This window comes from Nocardioides sp. OK12, from assembly GCF_024341885.1.
In the GTDB taxonomy this organism is placed as follows: domain Bacteria; phylum Actinomycetota; class Actinomycetes; order Propionibacteriales; family Nocardioidaceae; genus Nocardioides; species Nocardioides marinisabuli.
In genome coordinates, this window is record NZ_BNET01000003.1 from 443,585 (window position 1) to 466,881 (window position 23,297).

The following is a 23,297-nucleotide window of genomic DNA, read 5'->3' on the forward strand; positions in this document are numbered from 1 at the left end:
CCCCACGTGACCCCGACCCAGGGCACCACCCACCAGCCCCTCGCGGCGACCCCCGTCGCTCCGGCGAGCCCGGTCCCCGCGACGTCCGAGCTGACCCGGGTGCTGCGCTCGATCGCGGCGGAGATGGCCCAGGCCGGTGGCTTCCGGGTCTCGGCGGTCAGCCTGTTCCGGGCCACCGACGAGCTCGAGTTCGTCGTGGTCGACGGCGACCCCGAGGCCGTGGCCGAGCTGACCGGCGACGTCACCCCGACCCCCGTGGCGATGACGATGCTCGAGCGCGCCGAGCAGTGGGGGCCGCTGCGCTTCCTGCCCCACGAGCAGGCCGTCGAGCTGCTCGACCACATCTGGGTAGGCTCGGCGCAGTCCACGGCGCCCGCGCACCCCGACGCCTGGCAGCCCTGCGACCTGCTGATGGCCCCGCTCACCGACACCGACGGCACCCTGCACGGCATCGTGTGGGTCGACCTGCCCCTCGACGGCCTGCGCCCCGGCACCGAGCAGCGACGGCGCCTGGGGGGCTACGCCGAGCGCGCCAACAGCGCCATGCTCGACGTGCTCGAGCGCGAGCGCCTGCTCGAGCAGGTGCGGCTCGCCGACGCCGCCCGGCGGGTGGTGCGCAGCGCCACCGCCGACCTCGACCTGGCCCGCCTGGTGCAGACGGTCATCGACACCGTCTGCGAGGGGTTCACCGTCGACGACGTGCGGGTGCAGCTGCTCGCCGAGGAGGAGGAGGCCGACCTCGACGAGGTCTCGCTGCTGTCGCGGCGGCTGGCCGAGCGCTGCTGGCGCGACCAGCGCGTCGCCATCGTCTCCCACCGCCGTGCTGCGCCGGCCCTGCTCAGCGCCGAGGAGCACGCGCTGCTGCTCGAGGGCCTGCACGGCCAGGGCGACACCTCGCTGCTGCTGACCCCGCTCGGCGCCGGGCCCGAGTGCGTGGGCCGGCTGCTGATGTTCCGCCGCGACCGCACCGACTGGTCCGACGAGGAGGCCAGCGCGGCCCTCGACATCGGCCACGACCTGGGCCGCGCTGTGCTCAACGCCCGCAGCTTCGAGCGCGAGCAGCAGGCGGCGGCGTACCGCCAGCAGCTGATCGCGACCATGGCCCACGAGCTGAAGAACCCGCTGGCCGCCGTCGGCGGCTACCTCGACATGCTCGAGGACTTCCTGGCCGAGGAGCCCGCCACCGGCCCCGAGGTGCAGCGCTCGCTGCGCGGCATCGGGCGCGCCACCCGGCGCCTCGACGACATCGTCGCCGACCTGCTGACCCTGGCGCGCTTCGACGAGGCGGCCGACCCGGCGCTGGTGGCGCCGCAGGAGCTGGGCGCGCTGCTGCACGAGGTGGTCGAGGGCCTCGCCGTGCAGGCGGACGCCCGTGACGTGCGGGTGCGCGTGCACGCCCCGTCCAGAGGAGTGCTGGTCAGCGCCGACGCCGCGGACCTGGAGCGGCTGCTGGTCAACCTGGTCAGCAACGCCGTGAAGTACTCCCACGAGGGCGGCGAGGTCGAGGTGCACCTCGAGACCCGCCCCGGCCCGGTCCCCGCCACGACCGAGGTGGTGCTGCGGGTCGTCGACCACGGCATCGGCATCGCCGCGGCCGAGCAGCAGCGGCTCTTCGAGGAGTTCTACCGCTCGGCCGACCCTGCCGCGGCCAGCCAGCCGGGCACCGGCCTGGGCCTGGCCATCGTGCAGCGCGTCGTACGACGCCTCGACGGCGACATCGCCGTCGAGTCCGCTCCCGGGGAGGGCAGCGTCTTCACCGTCACCCTCCCCGGCAGCGGGTCCCCGGCCTGAGGCCGGCGGGGTCGCTCAGGCCATCCCGCGCGCGCCCTGGACCACGGCCTCGCGGATGCGGGTGTAGGTGCCGCACCGGCAGATGTTGCGGATGGTGTCGAGGTCGGCGTCCCTGATCTCGCGTCCCTCGCGGCGCACCTTCTTGACCAGCGCGACCGCCGCCATGATCTGGCCCGGCTGGCAGTAGCCGCACTGCGGGACGTCGCGGTCGATCCATGCCTCCTGCATCGGGTGCAGGTCCTCGCCCACGGTGTCGGGCAGGCCCTCGATGGTGGTGACCTCGTCGTCGCGACCGAGGTCGCCCACCCGCACCGAGCACGGGTTGAACGCCTTGCCGTTGATGTGCGACGTGCACGCCTTGCACACGTTGATGCCGCAGCCGTACTTCGGACCGGTGACCCCGAGGAGGTCGCGCAGGACCCAGAGCACCCGCACGTCGTCCTTGACGTTCACGGTGACCGGCTTGCCGTTGAGGATGAATGTCTGCTTGGGCATGTCGGCCTCTCCTTAGTAGGTGAACTTGAGGCCGTTGGTCGGCGACTCGGGGACCGACGGCACGAACGACTTGGGCTTGAAGGTGACCTTGCCGTGGTTGATGGGGAACCGGGTCGGCATCGTCCCGGTCGCCCGGGCGTAGGCGCAGGCCACGGACGCCGCCGAGGCGGCCACGCCGGCCTCGCCGGCACCGCCGGGCAGCCGGTCCTCCGAGGGCAGCACGAAGCACTCGAAGCGGGGCGGGATGTTCCACTGCCGCGTGTAGTAGTAGTTGTCCCAGCTGGCCTCGAGGAAGTGCCCGTCGCGCAGGTGCACGCTGCTGGTCAGGGTGAGCGCGAGCCCGTCGGAGAAGCCGCCCATCATCTGGGCCTTCAGGCCCTGGGGGTTGATCACCAGGCCCGCGTCGACCGCGAAGGTGGCCCGGGTGACCCGCGGGCCGGTGACGGCGTTGCGGATCCTGCGGTTGACGGTCTCGGGCCGGGTGTCGATCTCGACCAGGCAGGCCGTCGCACCCTTGTACTCCTGGTGGATCGCGATGCCCTGGGCGAAACCGGCGGGCATCCTGCGACCCCAGTCGCCCTCCTCCGCGACCTTCTCCAGCGCCTTGCGGACCTTGGCGCTCTTGGCGTGCTTGAGCCGGAACTCCAGCGGGTCCATGCCGACCTCGGCGGCGAGCCGGTCGACGACGAGCTCGACGGCGACCCGGGTGTCGGGCGAGTAGATGTTGCGCATGCTGCCGGTGTTGAACCGGTCGTCGGTCTCGTTGAGCAGCTGGGTGACGACACCGAAGTTGTAGCCGAGCTCCTGGGTCAGGGTGAAGATCGTCTGCGAGAAGCCCAGGCCGCCGACCTTCTTGCCGACCTCGGTCGGCGCCTCGTCGATGGTCGAGGTGATGATCTCGCCCAGGCCGTGGCTGAAGTCGGTGACGACGCTGGTGTTGCGCTGCTCGAAGCTGAGCACCTGCCCGGCCAGCACGGTCGCGCGGATGCGCGAGGTGACCATCGGGTGCAACCGGCCCTGGCGGGGCTCGTCGGCGCGGTGCCACATCAGCTTGACCGGCTTGCCCATCGCCTGCGAGACCTTGGCGGCCTCGATGGCGGCGTCGCTGAAGAGCTTGTGGCCGAAGGACCCGCCACCGGTGACGACGTTGACCTTCACCTGGTCCTGGCTCATCCCGAGCGCCTGGGCGATGTTCTGCTGGGCCAGGATCGGGACCTTGAGCCCCGCCCAGATCTCGGCGGAGTCCTCCCGGACGTCGGCGATCGCGCAGTTGGGCTCCAGCGCGGCGCTGGAGCGGAACATGAACTCGAAGCGCTCCTCGACGGTCTTGGCCAGCAGCGGCACCTCGGGCACCGCCAGCGGCAGCTCGGCCTTCTTCAGACGCGCCAGGATGGTCTGGTCGGACTCCCCCTCGACGGGCCCGTCGTTCCACACCACGTCCATGGCCCGGATGGCGTCGATGCACTGGCCGAAGGTCGTGGCGCGCACCGCCACCCCGGTGTCGACGACCGCGACCTGCTTGACGCCCGGCATCTTGAGGATCTTCTTCTTGTTGCGCAGCCGCTTCGGCGAGCCGTTGAGGGTCGGCGGACGGCACAGCATCGTCGGCTTCGCACCCTTGACCTCGAGGTCGAGGGTGAAGTCCTTCCTGCCGGTCACCGCGAGCCGCGCGTCGTCGCGGTTGCGCGGCTTGCCGATGCGGGTGAACTCTTCGGGGTCCTTGAGCAGCACGTCGACGACCTCGGTGACCGGGCTGGCCGCCAGGGTCGCCAGCTCGCCGTAGCCCAGCGTCTCGCCGCCGGGGCCGATCACGACGCCGTCCTTGGTGCGCAGCCGCTCGACGGCGTACCCGAGCTGGCGCGCGGCGGCGTCGAGCAGGGCGCCGCGCGCGATGGCCGAGGCCACCCGGATCGGGGTGTAGGTCGACACGGTGCTGTTGGAGCCGCCGGTGAGCTGGTTGAAGACCAGCTCGGGGCGGGCGGGGGCCAGGGTGACCGTGACCTTCTCGACCGGCAGGTCGAGCTCCTCGGCGATGATCATCGCGGTCGAGGTGGTGATGCCCTGGCCGACCTCCATGCGCGGCAGCGCGAAGGAGGCGGTGCCGTCCTCGTTGATCTCGATGGTGATCAGCTGCGAGGTCGGCAGCGCCGCGTCGGTCTGCAGGTCCTCGAGGTCGTAGAGCTCGGGCACCTGCGGCAGCGAGGGGATCGCCGCGCGCGCGGGCCGGGCCATGGTCAGGTCGGCCGCCGCGACCAGCGTGGTGCCGGCGACCACGTAGCCGAGGAAGGAGCGGCGGCGGACCCCTCCGGGAGGCCCGGTGTCCGGGGTGCTGGTGTGGTTGGTTCCGGCGGGTCCGGTGCTGTCTTCAGGCGCTGTCATGTGACCGAGAAGCTCCCCATGTCGTGGTCGGGCAAGGCCCCGGTCTAGACCGGGCGCCTCCTTTCTACCCGCGCGTGAGCGTCGTCACGCACATCTGGCGTTCGTTCCTGTCAGATGGACGGATTTTTACCCGGTGGGGCATCTCAGGGAGTGGGACGCCCCGCCTCCGCGAGCCGCGCCAGCAGCAGCGTCTCGGCCAGCACGACCCGCTCGAACTCGGCGAGGTGCAGGCCCTCGTTGGCGCCGTGCGCGCGGGTGTCGGGGTCCTCGACACCGGTCACCAGCACGCTCGCGCGCGGGAAGGCCTCGAGGAACTCCGCGATGAACGGGATCGAGCCGCCCACGCCCATGTCGATCGGCTCGGTGCCGTCCCAGGCCTCGGTGAAGGCCGCCCGCGCCGCGTCGTACGCCGGCCCGGTCGCGTCGATGTCGGTCGCCTCGCCGGTGTCGACGACGGTGACGGTGAGCTCGGCGCCCCACGGGACGTGGCGCTCGAGGTGGCGGCGCAGGCAGGCGGTCGCGTTGGCGGCGGTGTCGCCGGGGGCGATGCGCAGCGAGACCTTGGCGCGCGCGGCGGGCACCAGGGTGTTGCTCGCCCCCTCGACCTTGGGCGCGTCGAGACCGGTGATGCTCAGCGCCGGCCTGGTCCACAGCCGCTCGACCGCCGAGCCGGTGCCGATCCACTCGGTGCCCGCGCAGGCGCCCGACTCGGCGCGCAGCCGCTCCTCGGGGTAGGCCACGTCGGCGGCGGGCCCGGAGTGCAGGCCCTCGATCGCGACGTCGCCGGCGTCGTCGTGCAGGGTGGCGATGAGCCGGCTCAGCGTCATCAGCGCGTCGGGCACGAGGCCGCCCCACATGCCCGAGTGCACGGCGTGGGTCAGGGTGCGGACCTCGACGTCGGCGCGCACCAGGCCGCGCAGGCTCGTGGTCAGCGCCGGCACGCCGACGTCGAAGTTGCCGGAGTCGGCGATCACGATCACGTCGGCACGCAGCCGCTCCTGGTGGGCGGCCAGCAGGGCCGGCAGGGTCTCGGAGCCGACTTCCTCCTCGCCCTCGACGAAGACCGTCACGCTCACCGGCAGGTCGTCGCCGAAGACCCGCAGGGCACCCAGGTGCGCCACGATGCCGGCCTTGTCGTCGGCCGCGCCACGGGCGAAGAGCCGGCGCCCGCTCGGGGAGTCGCGCTCGGTGGGCTCGAAGGGCGGGGAGTCCCAGTCGGCGTGGTCGTTCTCGGGCTGCACGTCGTGGTGGGCGTAGAGCAGCACCGTCGGCGCACCCTCCGGGCCGGCCTTGTGCCCGATCACCGCGGGCGCCCCGCCCTCGATGCTCACCACCTCGGTGTCCATGCCCTCCGCGGCCAGCAGCGCACGCACGGCCTCGGCGCTGCGGCGTACCTCGTCGGCGCGCGCGGGGTCGGCGCTCACGGACTCGATGCGCACGAGGTCCTCGAGGTCGCTGCGCAGGCCGGGCAGCACGTCGGTGACGCGGGCCCGCAGGTCGGTGGTGTCGGCGTGGGAGCTCATGGCGTCAACGTAGCCGGGCCGCGACGCCGCGGGCACGCCGGCAGGGCGGCTCAGAAGCGCTTGCGCCGGCGCATCGACAGCGAGCGGCCGTCGGGGTCGTGGAGCAGCTGGTAGCCGGGCACGGCGAGCAGCTGGCGCGCCAGCGGCAGCCGCGGCTCGGGCAGGCGTCGCAGGCGCCCCGGGGGCCGCTCGCCCACGCGGCCGCCGTCGTGCCAGGCCTCGAGGGCGTCGGCGCTCGCCGCGAACCGGGCGAACATCTCGGCCGGGTCGACGCAGTCGGCCATCACCTCGAGCAGCCCGGCGTCGTCCATGTCGTCGAGGCAGGTCAGCTCGTCGGGGTCGAGCCGGTCGAGGTGCTCGGCGGCGAGCGTCAGCCGCAGCCGGCGCGCGAAGCCGGCGCGGTCGCCGTCGGTGCCGCGGTCGATGACGGCGGCCGAGAGCTCGGAGTCGTTGGTCCAGGAGCGGCGGCAGAAGTTGTCGGACCCGATCGAGGCCCACGAGTCGTCGAGCACGCAGACCTTGGCGTGCACGTAGACGGGGGTGCCGGCGTGGTTCTCCAGGCCGTAGAACGCGACGCGGTCGGGCGCCTCGAGCAGCAGGCGCTGCACCCCGCGCAGCCGCCCCAGCACCTGGGGGTCGCGGGCGAACCAGCCGTCCTGGTCGGGGTACTGCGGCAGGACGGCGACCAGGTGCAGCCCCGGGTTCTCCTGCAGCGCGTCGACCAGCACGCTGCTCATCTCGTGGCCCCACAGGAACTGGTCCTCGACGTAGACGAGCTCGCGGGCGTGCCGGACCGCCTTGGTGTAGCCGCGGGCCACCGACCGCTCGCCCCGGGGGGCGAAGTCGAAGGCCCACCCGGCGCCCAGCACGGGGTAGGTGCGCAGCAGCTGCACGGCGTGGTCGGCCCCGGGCACCTCCGGCGGGGGCGGGGCCTGCGGCGGCAGCGGGCGCTGGGCCTCGTCGAGGTCGGCGCGGGCGTCGCGCCAGCGGCGTACGGGGTTGCGCGAGGTGGGCGTGGAGTCCTCCCAGCGCTCCCGGAAGACGGTCTCGACGTCGTGCACCACGGGTCCCTGCACGGCCAGCTGCACGTCGTGCCACGGCGGGCGCTCGCCGTACTCGTCGGCGACGTGGATGCTCTGCGGGTCGCCGTGGTGCAGCGCGTCGTCGCGGCGGCCGTGGCACAGGTCGATGCCGCCGACGAAGGCGATGTCGCGGGTGGGGTCGTCACGGTGCCGGACCACGCAGAACTTCTGGTGGTGCGCACCCACCCGGGTCACCCGCATGTCGAGCTGGACGTCGCCGCCACGCTCCTGCAGCAGCGCCCCGAGGTCGCGGTGCTCGTCGTGGGCGTAGCCGAAGAGCCCCGACTGCGAGCGCCACACCAGGGCCCGCACGTCGGCGCCGCGCTCCAGCGCACGCCCGAGCACCTCGACCAGCTCGCTGGCCGGGTCGTCGTCGAGGCGCTGGTCGGGGTTGGACTGCCAGTCGGTGAACCAGACCAGGTCGCCCTCGCCGGTGGCCTCGACGCAGCGGCGCAGCTCGGCGAAGTAGGTGGCCCCGTGCACCAGCGGCCGGGCCAGGTTGCCGGTCGTGAAGGCGGCGTCGGGGTGCGCCTCGTCGAGACGGGTCGCGGGGTTGCCCCGCTCGTCGCGGGACAGGAACCAGTCACGCGGGTCGGGCATCGGGGGCATGGGTGGAGGCTAGACCTCCACCTCCTCCGCTCAGGTCAGCGGCAGGTGCGGGCCCAGGTCGGCGCGCTGACCGGAGGCGCTGACCCGCCCGGCGTCCTCGGCCTCGGCCCAGGTCAGCGCGCCCGTGGCCAGCGCGATCCAGGTGGCCGCGTCGGTCTCGACCACGGCCGGCGGGGTGCCCCGGGTGTGGCGCACGCCGGGGATGACCTGCACGGCGGCGTACGGCGGGACCCGGACCTCGACCGAGGCCCCGGGCGCGCGCTGGTCGAGGACGGCCAGGAAGTGCTTGACCAGCAGCCGCAGATCGGCGCGCTCCTCGGCCCCCGCGGCGAGGCGCTCGAGGGCCTCGGCGACGTCGTCGGGGTCGGCGGGGCGGAGTCGGACGGGCACCGCGGCAGCCTAGTCCCGCCGGGCCGGTCGGTGCGATCGGGTAGACAGGGCGCATGCACCCGCACTCCTCCGGCCGCACCGCCCGCTCGCTCGAGACCCTGCACGCGCTGGGCTACTTCGTGCCCGAGGTCGAGGAGGAGGTCACCGCCCTCGGCGTCCGCCGCGGCCGTGGCGCCTACTTCGCCTCCCGCTCGGCGGCGATGGGCCGGGTCGGGCCGGGCCCGGTCACCGCGACCTTCTTCGTCTTCTCCCCCTCGCTGGTGGCCCACTTCGTCCCGGCCTGCTGGGAGGCGGCCTCGCCCGAGGACGTGCTGGCGGCGCGCTACCGCGGCGTCGACGCGGCGTACCGGCGGCTGCTGGGCCAGGAGGTCCTCGACTCCCCCGAGATGGCCGAGGCCGCCGAGCTGGCCCGCACCGCCGCCGGGGCGTGCACGCCCGAGGGTCGGGCGCTGTACGCCGCGCACGCCGACCTGCCCTGGCCCGAGGCGCCCCACCTGGTGCTCTTCCACGCCCTCACGCTCGTGCGCGAGCACCGCGGCGACGGCCACGTCGCGACCCTGCTGGGCCACGGCCTGACCGGCCTGGAGTCGCTGGTCACCCACACCGCGACCGGCACCGGCTTCACGGTGCCGGCCGCCCAGGCGACCCGGGGCTGGTCCGACGAGGAGTGGTCGGCCTGCTCGACCGACCTGCAGCAGCGCGGGCTGCTCGGCGCCGACGGCGCCCTGACCGACCAGGGCGTGGCGCTGCGCACCTCGGTCGAGACCGCCACCGACGAGCTCGGGCACGCCCCGTGGGCGGCGCTGGGCGACGAGGGCGCCGACCGGCTGCGCACCCTGGGGCGTCCGTGGGTCAAGCAGATGGTCGCCGGGGGCGTCTTCCCCACCGGCGTGCTGGCCTGAGCGCCGTCCGGGGGCGACGTGCCCGAGGGTGACAGCGTCCACAAGCTCGCGCGGCGCCTCGACCGGGCGCTGCGCGGGCGCACCGTGGCGCGCTCGGACCTGCGGGTGCCGCGGCTGGCCACGCGCGACCTCGCCGGGCGCGAGGTGCTCGAGCACGCCACCCACGGCAAGCACCTGCTGACCCGCTTCTCGGGCGACGTCACCCTCCACAGCCACCTGCTGATGGACGGCGAGTGGTCGGTGACCCGGCCGGGCCGCCAGCTGCCACGACGCCTGCAGCCCGACGTCCGCGTGGTGCTCGAGACCACCGAGGGCTCCACGGCCTGGGGGCTGCGCCTGCACCAGCTCGAGCTGGTGGCCACCTCGCAGGAGGCGCAGGTGGTCGGCCACCTGGGCCCCGACCTGCTGCACGACGACCTCGACGCCGGCGAGGCGGTGCGCCGGCTGCGCGCCGACCCCGAGGTGCCGCTGGTCAGCGCGATGCTCGACCAGACGAAGGTGGCCGGGCTGGGCAACCTGTGGGCCAACGAGCTGGCCTTCGTCCTCGGCCGCAGCCCCTGGACGCCGGTCGGCGAGGTCGACGTCGAGCGGCTGGTCACGCTCGCGGCCCGGGCCCTGCGGCACTCCGCGACCGTGCCGGGCGCCTACCAGGTCACGACCGGCACGGGTCGCCGCGGCGAGTCGCACTGGGTCGCGGGGCGCCAGCGCCGACCGTGCCTGCGCTGCGGCACCGTGGTGCAGATGGTCGACGAGGTGCCGAACGACCCGGCCAACCGGCGTACGTGGTGGTGCCCGCACTGCCAGCCCGGCCCGGCCCGCCCGGCGCGCTGACCTCCTGTCGCCTCAGAGGGCGTCGAGGATCTCCAGGGTGCGGGTCCAGGCGGCCGAGGCCGGGTCGACGACGGTGAAGTGGTCGCCCTCGACCTGGACCAGCTCGGCCTGCGCGCCCGCGGCGAGCGCGGCGTCGACGTAGCGCTGCGACTGGGGCGGCGGCACGATCGTGTCGTCGCGCCCGTGCACGCACCACACCGGCTGCTCGAGCGGCACCTGGCTCAGCGGGTCGACCGCGGCGTCCGCGGGGTCGGAGACGTCGGGGGCATGACCGAGGAACGCCGCGACCGCACCCCCGCCGAGCCCGGCGGCGTGCGCCCCGGCGAGGTCGAGCACCCCGGCCTGCGAGACGACGTGGGTCAGCTCGACGCCACCGGCCCAGCGGTCGTGACGGGTGCGCGAGGCCGCCCAGGTCGCCAGGTGGCCGCCCGCGGAGTGGCCCACGGCCACCACCGGCGCGGTGGCCAGGTCGAGGTCGGTGGTCGCGAGCAGGTCGATCCCGGCGGCGACGTCGTCGAGCGTCTCGGGGACCCCACCACCCCCGCCGTCCCCGCCGCCGACGCGGCGGTACTCCAGCGCGAGCGCCGCCCAGCCGGCCGCGACCAGGCTCGGCACCAGCGGCTCGGCGTACTCGATGCCGTACTCCGCCTTCCAGAACCCGCCGTGCACGACCACCACGACCCCGCGCGGGGTGCCCGCGGGCCGGGTCAGCACGGCGTACTGGCTGGGGTCGTCGCCGTACGTCAGTCGCTCGGTGGTGGAGCCGTCGGCGGGAGCGGGCACGGTCGGGACCTCCTGGGAGCCGGTGGCGCAGGCCCCCACCACGGCGGTGAGGCCGGCGAGGGCGGGCAGGGTCAGCAGGCTACGTCGGCGCACACCCCTGGTTCGTAGCCGCGGCCACCCCCGATGCCGAGCAGTCACTTTCGAACCACCCACCGGTCACATTTGCACCTTCCCCTACCACCACGAGGGGCGAAAGTGACTGCTCGATGGTTCACAAGTGACTGCTCGTGCCTCACTCGTCGGGGCCGCGGCGCAGGCGCTTGGTCTGGCTGCGCTGCTTCTTCGCCTCGAGCCGGCGGCGCTGGGAGCCGCGGGTCGGCTTGGTGGGCCGGCGCTTGGGGGGAGGTGGCCCGGCCGCCGAGCGCACGAGGGCCGCGAGCCGCTCGCGGGCGGCCCGGCGGTTGGCCAGCTGGGTGCGGAACTCCGAGGCCGCCACCGTCAGCACCCCGTCGACCAGCCGGCCCGAGAGCGCGTCGAGCACCCGGGAGCGCACCACCGGGGGCAGCGACGAGGCCGCGACGTCGTACGACAGCTCGACGCGGGAGTCGGTGGTGTTGACGCCCTGCCCGCCGGGGCCGGAGGAGCGCGAGAAGCGCTCGGTGAGCTCGGCCCCCGGGATCACCAGGGTCCGGGTCACCGGCAGGTCGTCAGCCACCGCTCATCGTCAGCCGGTCACAGGGTCGCGGCGACCACGGCGGGGTCGCCGGCCAGCGCGGCCGGCAGCGTCGCGGTCCACGCCGAGCGGAGCCGGAGCAGGTTGAGGGTGAACGAGCCCTCGACGACCAGCTCGTCGCCGCCGGTGCGGCCCAGCTCGGTCACCGGCACGCCGTGGCGCCCGGCCAGCTCGAGCAGCGCCGGGGCGTCGGCGTCGGCGACGGTGACCACCGCGCGCCCGGCCGACTCGGCGAAGAGCGCCAGGAACGGGTCGCCGCCGGCGACGGCGGCCAGGTCGACGGTGACGCCGCACATGTTGCTGATCGCGGACTCGGCCAGGGTCTGGGCCAGGCCGCCGTCGGAGACGTCGTGGGCGCTGGTGAGCAGCCCGACGCCCTCGTGCAGCACCCGCGCCAGCGCCTGCTCGGCAGCCAGGTCGACCTGCGGCGGGAGGCCGCCGAGGTGGCCGTGCACGACGTGGGCCCACTCCGAGCCGGAGAGCTCCTCGCGGGTCTCGCCGAGCAGGAAGACGCTCTCGCCGCGGTCGTCACCCTCGACGGCGCGCCAGCCGGTCGGCGTACGACGGGTGACGTCGTCGATGACGCCCAGCACGGCCACGACCGGCGTGGGCAGGATCGCCGTCTCGCCGGTCTGGTTGTAGAGGCTGACGTTGCCGCCGGTGACGGGGATGCCGAGCTCGAGGCAGCCGTCCTTGAGGCCGCGGCAGGCCTCGGCGAACTGCCACATCACGTCGGGGTCCTCGGGCGAGCCGAAGTTGAGGCAGTCGGAGATCGCCAGCGGCACCGCGCCGCCGGTGGCGACGTTGCGGTAGGACTCGGCCAGCGCCAGGCGCGCGCCGGTGTAGGGGTCGAGCTTGGCGAAGCGGCCGTTGCAGTCGGTGGCGACCGCGACGCCGAGGTTGCTCTCCTCGTCGATGCGCACCATGCCCGAGTCGGAGGGCTGGGAGAGCACGGTGTTGCCGCGCACGTAGCGGTCGTACTGGTCGGTGATCCACGACTTGTCGCAGAGGTTGGGGCTGGCGACCAGACGCAGCAGCGTCTCGCCCAGCTCCTCGCCGGTGGTCGGCCGGGGCAGCGCCTCGGCGGCGTCGGCCTGCAGCGCGTCCTGCCAGGCCGGGCGGGCGAAGGGGCGCTCGTACGTCGGCCCGTCGTGGGCCACCGAGCGCGGCGGCACGTCGACCACGCGCTCGCCGTGCCAGTCGATCTCGAGGCGGCCGGTGTCGGTGACCTCGCCGACGACGACGGCCTCGACGTCCCACTTGGCGCAGATCGCCATGAACGCCTCGACGTCGCCGGGCTCGACGACGGCCATCATCCGCTCCTGGCTCTCGCTCATGAGGATCTCCTCGGGAGCCAGGGTCGAGTCGCGCAGCGGCACCCGGTCGAGCTCGACGTGCATGCCGCCGTCGCCGGCGCTGGCCAGCTCGGAGGTGGCGCAGGAGAGTCCGGCGCCGCCGAGGTCCTGGATGCCGGCGACCAGGCCGGCGGCGAAGATCTCGAGGGTGCACTCGATGAGCAGCTTCTCCATGAACGGGTCGCCGACCTGCACGCTCGGCCGCTTCGCGGGGCCGTCGGCGTCGAAGGTCTCGCTCGCGAGCACGGAGACGCCGCCGATGCCGTCGCCGCCGGTGCGGGCGCCGTACAGGATCACCTGGTTGCCGGCCCCCGAGGCCTTGGCCAGGTGCAGGTCCTCGTGGCGCAGCACGCCCACGCACAGCGCGTTGACCAGCGGGTTGCCGAGGTAGGTCTCGTCGAAGACGGCCTCGCCGCCGATGTTGGGCAGGCCCAGGCAGTTGCCGTAGTGGCCCACGCCCTCGACGATGCCCGGCAGCACCCGGTGGGTGTCGGGGGCGTCGAGGGGGCCGAAGCGCAGCGGGTCCATGACCGCGACCGGGCGCGCCCCCATGGCCAGGATGTCGCGCACGATGCCGCCGATGCCGGTGGCGGCACCCTGGTGCGGCTCGACGTACGACGGGTGGTTGTGCGACTCGACCTTGAAGGTGACGGCGTAGCCCTGGCCGACGTCGATGACGCCGGCGTTCTCGCCAATGCCGGCCAGCATCTTGCCGGCGGGGGTCTCCTGGGGGATCTCGGAGAACTGCTTGAGGTGCACCTTGGAGGACTTGTAGGAGCAGTGCTCGCTCCACATCACCGAGTACATCGCCAGCTCGCTGGAGGTGGGCCGGCGCCCGAGGATCTCGCGGATCCGGGCGTACTCGTCGGCCTTGAGACCGAGGTCGGACCAGGGCTGCTCACGGCCCGGGTCGTCGGTCGCGACCGCGACGGTGTCGAGAGCGGAGACGCGGGGCTGCGGGGAGTCCTCAGGCACGAGGGTCAATCTACCGGCGCCCCCGACCGCGGCTGCGCCCGACCGTCGGGTGACGGGTCGTCGGACCACGGCACCCCCTCTGACCTGGGGAAACTACACGTCTGTAGTTCACGGCGAAGGCTGTTACTCGTGTGACTGGAGTGGTTAAGGTGGCGCAGCCCGACCCGTCGGGCGTCGTTCTTCCCCGCCTCGTAGGAGCCCCCTGATGCCCCGACAGACCTCCCCCCGGGTCCGCCTCGCCCTCGCCGGCGCACTCAGCGGCGCGCTCGCGACCACCGGGGTCCTGGCCCTGGTCCCGCTCGCCTCCGCCGCCGACCAGGGCAGCGCGTCGGCCCCCACGAGCAGCACCGGCGACCGCCGGGCCCCGACGGTCGAGGAGGGCCAGGTGGTCACCCCCGGCGACTTCACCGGCTACGGCTTCGACCAGTGCCTGGCGCCCACCCAGAAGTCGATGAACACCTGGTGGCGCACCTCGCCGTTCTCGGCGGTCGGCATCTACATCTCCGGCAAGTCCCGCGCCTGCCGCGACCAGCCCAACCTGACCCCCACCTGGGTGGTCAAGCAGGCCACCAAGGGCTGGCGGCTGCTGCCGATCACCCTCGGCCCCCAGGCCTCGTGCCAGCCGCGCTTCCCGCGCTACGACGACGACGTCACCATCGATCCCCGCCCCGGCAAGAACGGGCAGTACGTCAAGGCCCTCAAGATGGGCCGGCGCGAGGCCGTCTCGGCCGTCGCCGCCGCCAAGGCGCTCAAGATCGCCGAGGGCAGCACGCTGTGGTACGACCTCGAGGGCTTCGACCACAACAACACCGCCTGCCGCGAGTCGGCGCTGTCCTTCCTCTCCGGCTGGACCCAGAAGCTGCACCGCCTCGACTACGTCTCGGGCGTCTACTCCAGCGTCTCCTCGGGCATCAAGGCCCTCGACGACGCCCGGGTGAGCCGACCCGACCGCTTCGAGCTGCCCGACGCCATCTGGCTGGCGCGCTGGGACGGCGTCGCCAACACCTCCAGCAGCTACATCCGTGAGGACGGCTGGCGCCCCGGCGGCCGCGTCAAGCAGTACCGCGGCGGCCACGACGAGACCTGGGGCGGGGTGCGGATCAACATCGACTCCAACTTCCTCGACCTCGGCAAGGGCAGCACCGCCCGACCGGCCGCCGAGATGTGCGGCGGCACCCGCGTCAACTACACCTCCTACGAGCTGCTGCGCCCGCCGCGCGAGACCAGCGGGGGCACCAAGAAGTCCGACCCCGACAAGGTCGCGGCCCTGCAGTGCCTGCTCAAGCAGCGCGGCTACTTCGACACCGACATCACCGGCACGTACGGCGGCCGCGTCGTCACCGCCACCAAGGCCTGGCAGCGCGACCACGGCTTCGCCGAGCAGGACCTCTGGTCGCGCAAGCACTGGATGTCGCTGCTGGCCTCCGGCTCGAAGGTCACCACCAAGTACGGCTCCAGCGGCGACGCCGTGCGCCGGCTCCAGCGCGCCCTCAACGCCGCCTCGCCGAAGGCCCGGGTCGTCGTGACCGGCGTCTACGGCCCCGCGGTCGAGACGGCGGTCAAGGACTGGCAGAAGCGCGTCGGGATGAGCGCCTCCGGGGTCGTCAACGCGAAGACCTGGAAGAAGCTGCAGGCCGGCGCCCGGGGCTGAGGCCCCGGGCGGTCAGCCGACCGGGGGGCCGGCCAGCAGCGCTACGCCGGTCAGCGCCGCGACCGCGGCCGCGCCGGTGACCGCGCCCCGGCCCGGGTGGCGCACCAGCCAGGAGACCGGGCGCTCCAGCCCCACCGGGTCGGCGGTCCGCAGCCGCCACGCGCTCCCGAGCAGCCCGCGCCGGTCGGCGTACCGCTCGAAGGGGAGGGTGGCCAGCGGGGGCACCGCGCTGGCGAGGCCGAGCAGGGTACGACCGGCGCCCCAGCGCTGGTCGACGGCGACCACCACGGTCGCCACGGCGTAGGCCACGAAGACCACGCCGTGCAGCATCCCGAAGACGCTCACCGCGACGTCGGTGGTCTCGGTGACGTACTTGAGGAACATCCCGACCAGCAGCAGCGACCAGGTCACCGCCTCGGCGCCCGCGAGGCCGCGGAAGAGCAGGCGTGGACTCACGCGAGCACGGCCTCGACGAGGCTGGTGAAGAAGCCCAGCCCGTCGGTGCCGGAGCCGGTGAGGTCCTCGACGGCGTGCTCGGGGTGCGGCATCAGGCCGACCACGTTGCCGCGCTCGTTGCTCACGCCCGCGATGTCGCGCAGCGAGCCGTTGGGGTTGTGGTCGAGGTAGCGGGCCACGACCTGCCCCTCGCCCTCGAGCCGGTCGAGGGTGGCCTCGTCGGCGACGTAGCCGCCCTCGCCGTTCTTGAGCACGACCGTGATCTCCTGGCCGGCCTCGTAGGCGGAGGTCCAGGGGGTGTCCGCGCGCTCGATGCGCAGGCGCTGGTCGCGGCACACGAACTTGCGGTGGTCGTTGCGGATCAGCGCGCCCGGCAGCAGGTGCGACTCGCAGAGGATCTGGAAGCCGTTGCAGATGCCCAGCACCGGCATGCCGCGCTGGGCCGCCTCGACGACCTCGGCCATCACCGGCGAGAACCGCGAGATGGCGCCGCAGCGCAGGTAGTCGCCGTACGAGAAGCCGCCCGGCAGGACGACCGCGTCGACGCCCTTGAGGTCGTGCTCGCCGTGCCACAGCGCGACGGCCTCGTTGCCGCCGATGCGCACGGCGCGCTGGGCGTCGACGTCGTCGAGGGAGCCCGGGAAGGTGACGACGCCGATCTTCACGCCTGCACCTCGGCGGTCTCCTCGACGCGCACGGTGAAGTTCTCGATGACGGGGTTGGACAGCAGGGTCTCGGCCATCCGCGCCACCTCGGCGAGCACCTCGTCGGTCACCTCGCCCTCGACCTCGAGCTCGAAGCGCTTGCCCTGGCGCACGTCGGCGACGCCGGAGAAGCCCAGGCGCGGCAGGGCGCCGAGCACGGCCTTGCCCTGGGGGTCGAGGATCTCGGGCTTGGGCATCACGTCGACGACGACTCGGGACACGGGGCGCTCCTGGAGGAGGAAGGGTCGGAGAACACCCCGATCCTAGGCGCCGCCCCGACGGCTCACCCGCTCGGTCCCACCCCCACCGCGGCATGATGGGGCCATGAGCATGAACGCAGCGTCCCGCGCCCGCACGGCCCTGCCGCTGGAGTTCCCCCAGTCGCTGGCCGTCTACGACGACTACGCCGACGCCCAGCGCACCGTCGACCACCTCTCCGACAACAAGTTCCCCGTCGAGCACCTGATGATCGTCGGCACCGACCTCAAGCGGGTCGAGCGGATCACCGGGCGCCTGACCACCGGCCGGGTGGCCGCCGGCGGGCTGGCCTCGGGAGCCTGGTTCGGCACCTTCATCGGCCTGGTCTTCACGATCTTCACCGAGGAGGGCTTCCTGGCGACCTTCCTGCCGGTCGTGGTGATCGGCGCGCTCTTCGGCATGGTCTTCGCCCTGGTCGGGTACGCCGCCTCGCGCGGGCGGCGCGACTTCTCCTCCGTCACCCAGGTCGTGGCGACCCGCTACGAGGTGCTCGTCGAGCACAAGCACCTCGCCCGGGCCCGCGAGCAGCTCGCCGACCTGCCCGGCGCGCTGCCCAACCCCTTCGCCTGACCCGGCCCAAATTTCGCGCTGACCCGGCTCATATCTCGCACTGACCCGGCCCGAACCTCTCGTCGAGAAGTTCGGGCCGGGTCAGGGTGATGTTTGCGCCGGGTCAGGGTGAAGTTTGCGCCGGGTCAGGGTGAGATTTGAGCCGGGTCAGGGGCGGCGCTGGAGGACCACGATGGCCAGGGCGACGCCGAGGCCGGCCAGGATCGGACCGAGGGTGCCCAGGGTGCGGTCGCCGCCGGACTCCCCTGCCGCGCCGTCGTAGGAGAGGCCGAGGTAGGTCACCACGGCCCCTCCCACCAGCATCACGGCCGCGACGGCCAGCCCGAGGATCCGGGCACCGGTCACGACAGCTCGCGCTTGAGGATCTTGCCGGTCGCGGTCATCGGCAGGTCCTTGCTGAACTGCACGATGCGGGGGTACTTGTAGCCGGCCATCTGCTCCTTGCACCAGGCGACGATGTCGTCCTCGGTGACGGTGGAGCCCTCGTTCATGATCAGGACGGCCTTGATCTCCTCGCCGTGCGACTCGTGCGGCACGCCGATGACGGCGGCCAGCGAGACGTCGGGGTGGCTCATCAGCACCTCCTCGATCTCGCGCGGGTACACGTTGTAGCCGCCGCGGATGATCATGTCCTTGGAGCGGTCGACGATGTAGTACCAGCCGTCCTCGTCCTTGCGGCCCAGGTCGCCGGAGCGGAACCAGCCGTCCTGGATCGACTCCGCGGTCGCGTCGGGGCGCCCGTAGTAGCCCTTCATGATGTTGTGGCCCTTGATCGCGATCTCGCCGACGGCGTCGGGACCGGTCTCGGTGATGTCGCTCCAGTCGCCGGGCTCGGGGCTGATCAGCTTCATCTCCACGCCGGGGATGGGCGTGCCGATCGAGCCGGGGCGCGGCTCCTCGCCGTACGGCGAGAAGGAGGCGACGGGGCTGGTCTCGGACAGGCCGTAGCCCTCGAGGATGGTGACGCCGAACTTCTTCTGGAAGTCCTTGTGCACCTCCACGGGCAGCGCCGAGCCGCCGGCCGCGGCCACGCGCAGGTTGGCGGCCAGCGAGGAGACGTCGTGCTCGGGGGTCAGCGCACCCAGCAGGCCCCAGTACATGGTCGGCACGCCGGCGAAGAAGGTCACCTTCTCCTTGAGCATCAGCGACAGGGCCGGCTCGGCCTCGAAGCGCGGCAGCATCACGACGGTGCCGCCGAAGGCGAAGGCGCCGTTCTGGATGACGGTCTGGCCGAAGGAGTGGAACAGCGGCAGCACGCACAGGTAGGTGTCGGGCTTGGCCGGGTCGGCGCCGAAGAGGTCGGTGCCGGCGAGCGCGTTGTCGCGCATGTTGCGGTGGCGCAGCTCGGCGCCCTTGGGCTGCCCGGTGGTGCCGGAGGTGTAGAGGATGACGGCGGTGTCGTCCTCGTCAGTGGCCACCGTCTCGAAGGTCGGCGGCTGCTGGGCCATCGCACGGCCCATCGTCTCGGTGCCCTCGATCGGCGACTCGGCGGCCGGGTCGGCGGTGATCATGAAGAAGTGCTCGCAGGAGTCGGTCTCGCTGAAGCCGGCGTGGCCCTCGGTGCCGATCGGCAGCTCGGGGGTGCCCTGGAAGCAGAAGAACGCCTTCGCGTCGGAGTCGGCGAGGTGGTAGGCCACCTCGCGGCCCTTGAGCAGCACGTTGAGCGGCACCACGGTGGCGCCGGCCTTGAGGATGCCGTAGTAGACGATCGAGAAGTACGGCAGGTTGGGGCAGCTCAGGGCCACCTTGTCGCCGGGCTGGACGCCGCGCGAGGCGAGCAGGTTCGCGACCTGGTTGGCGGCGCCGTCGACCTGGGCGTAGCTGAGCCGGGTGTCGCCGAAGATGATCGCGTCGCGGTCGCCGAACTCGCCGGCGGTGCTCTCGAGCAGGGTCGCAAGGTTGTAGCTGGTCACGCGGTGGCCTCCGTCACGTTGGTGGATGGCCCCAACCTACCGACGGGTCCTCAGGCGGACGAGGCCCCCTGGCACAACCTGGCCGCCCGGCGCAGGTCGGCGCGCACCGGGAGCACCGAGCCCAGGCTGAGCAGCAGCCCGAGCGGGCGCAGCGGCCCGGGCCCGCTGATGCGGAAGCCGTAGGTGACGTCGCAGCCCGTCGCGGTCGGGGCGAAGGACAGCTCGAGGCTCGCGCGCACCGCCTTCCAGGTGCCGACCTCGGCCCAGCGCCGCGGCCGGTCGTACGCCGTGGTCTCCATCGCCGGTCGCAGGCCCGGGCGGGTCACGTCGACCCAGCGCTGGCCGACCCCCACCTCGCCCTCGACCTGCTCGACGCCGGCCAGGCTCGACTGCCACTGCGCCCGGTGGCGCGGGTCGACCAGGTAGTCGAAGGCGGCCTCGGCCGAGCACGGGAAGGCGACGGTGCCGCCCACGGTGCGCTCGCGGCTCACCACGCCTGCCCGGTGAGCAGCTCGTAGGCCTCGACGTAGCGGGCGCGGGTGCGCTCGACGACCTCGGCCGGCAGCGCGGGCGGCGCCTCGCCGGAGGCGCGGTCCCAGCCCGACTCGGGCGAGAGCGCCCAGTTGCGCACGATCTGCTTGTCGTACGACGGCTGGGTGCGCCCCGGCTGCCAGTCGTCGGCGGGCCAGAAGCGCGAGGAGTCGGGGGTGAGCACCTCGTCGCCGAGCACGACCGCGCCGGCGGGGTTGCGGGCCGCGCCGACGGAGCGCCCGAACTCGAGCTTGGTGTCGGCCAGCAGGATGCCGCGCTCGCGGGCCAGCTCCTCGGCGCGCCGGTAGACCGCCAGGGTCAGCTCGCGCAGGTGGGCGGCGTCCTGCTCGCCGATCCGCCCGGCGACCGCGGCGTAGGAGACGTTCTCGTCGTGCTCGCCCAGCTCGGCCTTCGTCGCGGGGGTGAACACGGGCTCGGGCAGCCGGCTGCCGTCGACGAGACCGGGGGGCAGGGCGACCCCGCACACCTCGCCGGTCGCGTCGTAGTCGAGCAGCCCCGAGCCGGTCAGGTAGCCGCGGGCCACGCACTCGACGGGGAACATGTCGAGCCGCTCGCAGATGACCGCGCGGCCGGCCACCGCGGCCGGCACGTCGGTGGAGAGCACGTGGTGGGGCACCAGGTCGGCGAGCTGCTCGAACCACCACAGCGACATCCGGGTCAGGATCTCGCCCTTGTCGGGGATCGTCGTGTCGAGCACGAAGTCGAAGATCGAGAGGCGGTCGCTGGCCACCACGAGCAGCTGCCCGGCGTGCTCGCCGGCCTCGACCTCGTAGAGGTCGCGCACCTTGCCCGAGTGCAGGTGGCGCATGCCGTCGAGGGCGGGGGCGGGCGGGATGTTGAGGTCGGCGCTCACCCGCCCAGCCTAGGGCTGCCCCAGGAACGGCGACGGGGCCGGCCCAGAGGATCGCTCCTCCGGACCGGCCCCGCCGGTGCTGCTGGTGCTGCTGGGTGGTGCTGGGTGTCAGCGACGCAGGTCGTCGCGGTGGTCGTGCGCCGGGTGCAGCTCGGCGTTGCGGGCCGCCTCCTGGGCCGCCTTGCGCTCCGAGCCGCTGGGACGCGGCTCGGGGGCGGGCGAGCCCTCGCCGAGGCCCTCGGTGCTGACGGCGTACGTCGCCACGGCGTGGGCGATCGCGCCGGACATCTCCGCGATCGCGTCGCTGCTCACGTTGTCGCGGTCGTCGCACTCCTGGTGGTAGCAGGGGTCGTAGGCCTCGCCGGCGGTGCCGCCGTAGATCGCGGCCTGCTCCTCGGTCTTGACGCCCTCGGCGCCGGTGAACAGGCCACCGGACGGGATGTCGACGCCCTCGGCGATGAACGGGCCGTAGTCGGAGCGGCCGCTGAACGGGGTCGCCTCGGAGGGCAGGTCGACGCTGTCGAAGTACTCGTTGAACATCGCCTCGATGTCGTCGGAGCCGGCGGGGCCGACCGCGCCGCCACCCTCGGAGTTGTCGCCGTCGTAGACGAAGCGCACGTAGTTGGGCGAGCCGACCATGTCGAAGTTCAGGTAGAGCGCGATCTCGTCGGTCTCCCCGGCCTCCACCAGCTGGTCGATGTAGTACTCGGAGCCGAGCAGGCCGAGCTCCTCGGCACCCCACCAGGCGAAGCGCACCTGGTTGGTCAGGCGGCCCTTGCCGCCGTTGCCCTTGGCCTTCTTGCCCTTCTTCTTCTCCTTGGCGTCGAACTTGGCCAGCTTGACCGCGGTCTCGAGGATCGCGCCGGAGCCGGAGCCGTTGTCGTTGATGCCGGGGCCCTCGGGCACCGAGTCGAGGTGCGAGCCGGCCATCACGACGTTGTCCTTGTCGCCGCCGCGGGTCTCGGCCAGGACGTTGTAGGTCGTGCGGATCTCGGACGTCGTGTCGGTGGTCAGGGTGACCTCGGTGCCGGCCGGGTCATAGAGGTCCTGGCCGACGGCGAAGGAGGTGCCCACGACGGGGATGGTGTAGCCGGGCTGGCCCAGGGTGCCGGCGAAGGAGTCGGTCGCGCCCTCCGCACCGGAGTTGAAGATGATGACGCCGGTGGCACCGGCGTCCTGCGCGTTCGTGGCCTTGGTGCCGAAGGTGCACCCGCCGCGCTGGATCAGCGCGATCGAGCCCGCGGGGAAGTCGGTGAAGTCCGTGGCCTCGCAGCCGCTGGTGCCCGCACCGGGGGTGGCCGTCGTGTCGACGGGGGCCACCGCTCCGCTGGCCTCGCCCGAGCCGGAGTAGGTCATGATCGAGAAGTCCTCGGGCGAGTCGTACGTCGTCGCGTCCGGGGCGGTCTGCGCGAGCGTGGCCGGCGCGTTCTCGACGAAGTAGGGGAACTCGAACTCCTGCACCTCGGGCTCGTAGCCGACCCGCTCGAGGGTGCGCACGATGTAGCGCACGCTGGCGTTGTAGCCGGGGGTGCCCGAGGCACGGTTGCCGTCGAACTTGTCGGCGATCGCCTGGAGCTTGTCGAGGTGCACGTCGATGCCCTCGGCCTTGACCCGCTTGGTCAGCTGCTTGGGGAGGTCGAAGCCCTTGTCCTTGGGCTTGCCGCGCTCGGCGGCCTGGATGGTGGTGGTGTCGTCGGCGCTGGCGGTGAAGCCGACGCCGCCGGCGACGAGTGCTGCGGCCGTGGTGACGGCGAGTGCCGGCACGGCGGCACGGGACAGTGAACTGAGACGCACGAGTTCCTCCGAGAAAGTCCGCCCGCTCCCCCGGTCGTCCAGGGGCGGGCATGTCATGTGCGCGTCACCCTAGGCAGCGTGTGACCCAGCCCACAAGAGGCGCGCCGAAGATTCCCGACCGATCGGTCAGCCCCCGGCGCTGGTGCGCCGCCACGGCGGCGGCTGGCCCTGGAGGAACCACTGCATCCTGCGGGTGATCCAGGGCAGCGCGGCGTACGTCATCACCGGGGTCATCACCAGCACGGTCAGCAGGATCCGCACCGGCAGGGCCAGGTCGGCGACGTAGGAGCCGGCCAGCCAGTTGACCAGCACGCTGAGCGGGTAGAAGACCAGGAAGATCGTCACCGCCTGCTTCCAGCGCGGCGGGGGCGGCGGGTTGAGCCGCAGGTCGCGCACGTCGCGGCTGGTGGGCTCGTCGAACCACCCCTCGATGCCCGTACGCCGCTCGACGCGGGACTCGCGCACGCCCAGCCCGACCGCCGCGTGGCGCCACCACTCGCGCTCGTGGGAGTCCTCCCAGCGCGCCAGCGCCTCGGCGTCGGCGAAGCGGTAGAGCATGTGCCAGGTCTCGGAGTCGGCCTCGGGCCGCACCCACCCGGCGCCCAGGAAGCCGGGGAAGCGCTGCGCCAGCGCGGTGCCGGCCTGGAGCCAGCTGGCCATCTCGGCCTCCCGGCCGGGGTCGAGGTGCCGGGTGATCGAGACGGTGACGGGGGCACTCATGCCCCGGATCCTCCCGGCCGGCCCCCGGGGCGCCAAAC

22 protein-coding genes are annotated in these 23,297 nt (G+C 73.2%); 5 read left to right on the plus strand and 17 right to left on the minus strand.

What is annotated here, in order from left to right; genetic code table 11:
- The first annotated feature begins 6 nt into the window (after positions 1 to 6).
- Complete coding sequence (locus OCU29_RS09575; protein WP_261819717.1) at positions 7 to 1,791, plus strand: cell wall metabolism sensor histidine kinase WalK; 1,785 nt, start codon at positions 7 to 9, stop codon at positions 1,789 to 1,791.
- A 15-nt stretch (positions 1,792 to 1,806) separates the two neighbouring features.
- Here the strand turns inward: OCU29_RS09575 and OCU29_RS09580 are convergent, their stop codons facing one another.
- The 5 genes from OCU29_RS09580 to OCU29_RS09600 all read right to left on the minus strand — a co-directional run bounded on the left by OCU29_RS09580 (position 1,807) and on the right by OCU29_RS09600 (position 8,269).
- Positions 1,807 to 2,286, minus strand: coding sequence for a (2Fe-2S)-binding protein (locus OCU29_RS09580; RefSeq protein WP_261819718.1), 480 nt, complete (start codon positions 2,284 to 2,286; stop codon positions 1,807 to 1,809).
- Between the two features lie 12 nt (positions 2,287 to 2,298).
- Positions 2,299 to 4,665, minus strand: coding sequence for a molybdopterin cofactor-binding domain-containing protein (locus OCU29_RS09585; protein WP_261819719.1), 2,367 nt, complete (start codon positions 4,663 to 4,665; stop codon positions 2,299 to 2,301).
- Positions 4,666 to 4,808: 143 nt separating this feature from the next.
- Positions 4,809 to 6,188, minus strand: a complete 1,380-nt coding sequence (locus OCU29_RS09590; protein ID WP_261819720.1) for a dipeptidase — start codon at positions 6,186 to 6,188, stop codon at positions 4,809 to 4,811.
- A 50-nt stretch (positions 6,189 to 6,238) separates the two neighbouring features.
- Positions 6,239 to 7,879 (minus strand): phospholipase, encoded by a 1,641-nt coding sequence (locus OCU29_RS09595; protein ID WP_261819721.1) that lies wholly within the window; start codon positions 7,877 to 7,879, stop codon positions 6,239 to 6,241.
- Positions 7,880 to 7,909: 30 nt separating this feature from the next.
- Positions 7,910 to 8,269, minus strand: coding sequence for a sterol carrier family protein (locus OCU29_RS09600; RefSeq protein WP_261819722.1), 360 nt, complete (start codon positions 8,267 to 8,269; stop codon positions 7,910 to 7,912).
- 53 nt (positions 8,270 to 8,322) lie between these two features.
- Between OCU29_RS09600 and OCU29_RS09605 the strand changes: the two genes are divergently transcribed.
- Positions 8,323 to 9,171, plus strand: a complete 849-nt coding sequence (locus OCU29_RS09605; RefSeq protein ID WP_261819723.1) for a hypothetical protein — start codon at positions 8,323 to 8,325, stop codon at positions 9,169 to 9,171.
- Positions 9,172 to 9,189: 18 nt separating this feature from the next.
- On the plus strand, positions 9,190 to 10,002 hold the full coding sequence (locus OCU29_RS09610; protein WP_261819724.1) for a DNA-formamidopyrimidine glycosylase family protein: 813 nt from the start codon (positions 9,190 to 9,192) through the stop codon (positions 10,000 to 10,002).
- Positions 10,003 to 10,014: 12 nt separating this feature from the next.
- Here OCU29_RS09610 and OCU29_RS09615 read toward each other — a convergent pair whose 3' ends face one another.
- The 3 genes from OCU29_RS09615 to purL form a co-directional block, all read right to left on the minus strand.
- Entirely contained in the window at positions 10,015 to 10,878 is an 864-nt protein-coding gene (locus OCU29_RS09615; RefSeq protein ID WP_261819725.1) for a S9 family peptidase, read from the minus strand.
- 139 nt (positions 10,879 to 11,017) lie between these two features.
- A complete protein-coding gene (gene arfB / locus OCU29_RS09620) occupies positions 11,018 to 11,440 on the minus strand; it encodes an alternative ribosome rescue aminoacyl-tRNA hydrolase ArfB (protein WP_179614530.1) in 423 nt (140 codons plus the stop codon).
- Between the two features lie 17 nt (positions 11,441 to 11,457).
- The gene (gene purL, locus OCU29_RS09625) at positions 11,458 to 13,788 is read right to left on the minus strand and encodes a phosphoribosylformylglycinamidine synthase subunit PurL (RefSeq protein WP_261819726.1); all 2,331 of its coding nucleotides are present in this window, start codon (positions 13,786 to 13,788) and stop codon (positions 11,458 to 11,460) included.
- Positions 13,789 to 13,993: 205 nt separating this feature from the next.
- On the opposite strand from purL, the gene OCU29_RS09630 reads away from it, so the two are divergent.
- Positions 13,994 to 15,439, plus strand: a complete 1,446-nt coding sequence (locus OCU29_RS09630) for a glycoside hydrolase domain-containing protein (protein WP_261819727.1) — start codon at positions 13,994 to 13,996, stop codon at positions 15,437 to 15,439.
- A gap of 12 nt (positions 15,440 to 15,451) precedes the next feature.
- On the opposite strand, the gene OCU29_RS09635 is transcribed toward OCU29_RS09630, so the two are convergent.
- Genes OCU29_RS09635 through purS form a run of 3 tightly spaced genes read right to left on the minus strand, consistent with a single transcriptional unit; the run spans position 15,452 to position 16,820 of the window.
- Positions 15,452 to 15,895, minus strand: a complete 444-nt coding sequence (locus tag OCU29_RS09635; RefSeq protein ID WP_261819728.1) for a DUF3817 domain-containing protein — start codon at positions 15,893 to 15,895, stop codon at positions 15,452 to 15,454.
- Positions 15,892 to 16,560, minus strand: coding sequence for a phosphoribosylformylglycinamidine synthase subunit PurQ (gene purQ / locus OCU29_RS09640; protein WP_179614534.1), 669 nt, complete (start codon positions 16,558 to 16,560; stop codon positions 15,892 to 15,894). The genes OCU29_RS09635 and purQ overlap by 4 nt, the downstream gene beginning before the upstream one ends.
- Positions 16,557 to 16,820, minus strand: coding sequence for a phosphoribosylformylglycinamidine synthase subunit PurS (gene purS, locus OCU29_RS09645; protein ID WP_179614535.1), 264 nt, complete (start codon positions 16,818 to 16,820; stop codon positions 16,557 to 16,559). The genes purQ and purS overlap by 4 nt, the downstream gene beginning before the upstream one ends.
- Before the next feature lie 103 nt (positions 16,821 to 16,923).
- On the opposite strand from purS, the gene OCU29_RS09650 reads away from it, so the two are divergent.
- Positions 16,924 to 17,427 (plus strand): general stress protein, encoded by a 504-nt coding sequence (locus OCU29_RS09650; protein ID WP_179614536.1) that lies wholly within the window; start codon positions 16,924 to 16,926, stop codon positions 17,425 to 17,427.
- A gap of 147 nt (positions 17,428 to 17,574) precedes the next feature.
- Here OCU29_RS09650 and OCU29_RS09655 read toward each other — a convergent pair whose 3' ends face one another.
- From OCU29_RS09655 to OCU29_RS09680, 6 genes are all read right to left on the minus strand, one after another.
- Positions 17,575 to 17,772: a hypothetical protein gene (locus OCU29_RS09655; protein ID WP_261819729.1), complete on the minus strand. Its 198-nt coding sequence runs from the start codon at positions 17,770 to 17,772 to the stop codon at positions 17,575 to 17,577.
- On the minus strand, positions 17,769 to 19,340 hold the full coding sequence (locus tag OCU29_RS09660; protein ID WP_261819730.1) for a long-chain fatty acid--CoA ligase: 1,572 nt from the start codon (positions 19,338 to 19,340) through the stop codon (positions 17,769 to 17,771). The genes OCU29_RS09655 and OCU29_RS09660 overlap by 4 nt, the downstream gene beginning before the upstream one ends.
- Before the next feature lie 50 nt (positions 19,341 to 19,390).
- On the minus strand, positions 19,391 to 19,831 hold the full coding sequence (locus tag OCU29_RS09665) for an SRPBCC family protein (protein ID WP_261819731.1): 441 nt from the start codon (positions 19,829 to 19,831) through the stop codon (positions 19,391 to 19,393).
- Complete coding sequence (locus OCU29_RS09670) at positions 19,828 to 20,700, minus strand: phosphoribosylaminoimidazolesuccinocarboxamide synthase (protein ID WP_261819890.1); 873 nt, start codon at positions 20,698 to 20,700, stop codon at positions 19,828 to 19,830. The genes OCU29_RS09665 and OCU29_RS09670 overlap by 4 nt, the downstream gene beginning before the upstream one ends.
- A 153-nt stretch (positions 20,701 to 20,853) precedes the next feature.
- Positions 20,854 to 22,509, minus strand: a complete 1,656-nt coding sequence (locus OCU29_RS09675; RefSeq protein ID WP_261819732.1) for a M28 family metallopeptidase — start codon at positions 22,507 to 22,509, stop codon at positions 20,854 to 20,856.
- Between the two features lie 156 nt (positions 22,510 to 22,665).
- Positions 22,666 to 23,259, minus strand: a complete 594-nt coding sequence (locus OCU29_RS09680; RefSeq protein ID WP_261819733.1) for an antibiotic biosynthesis monooxygenase — start codon at positions 23,257 to 23,259, stop codon at positions 22,666 to 22,668.
- Positions 23,260 to 23,297 lie beyond the last annotated feature (38 nt).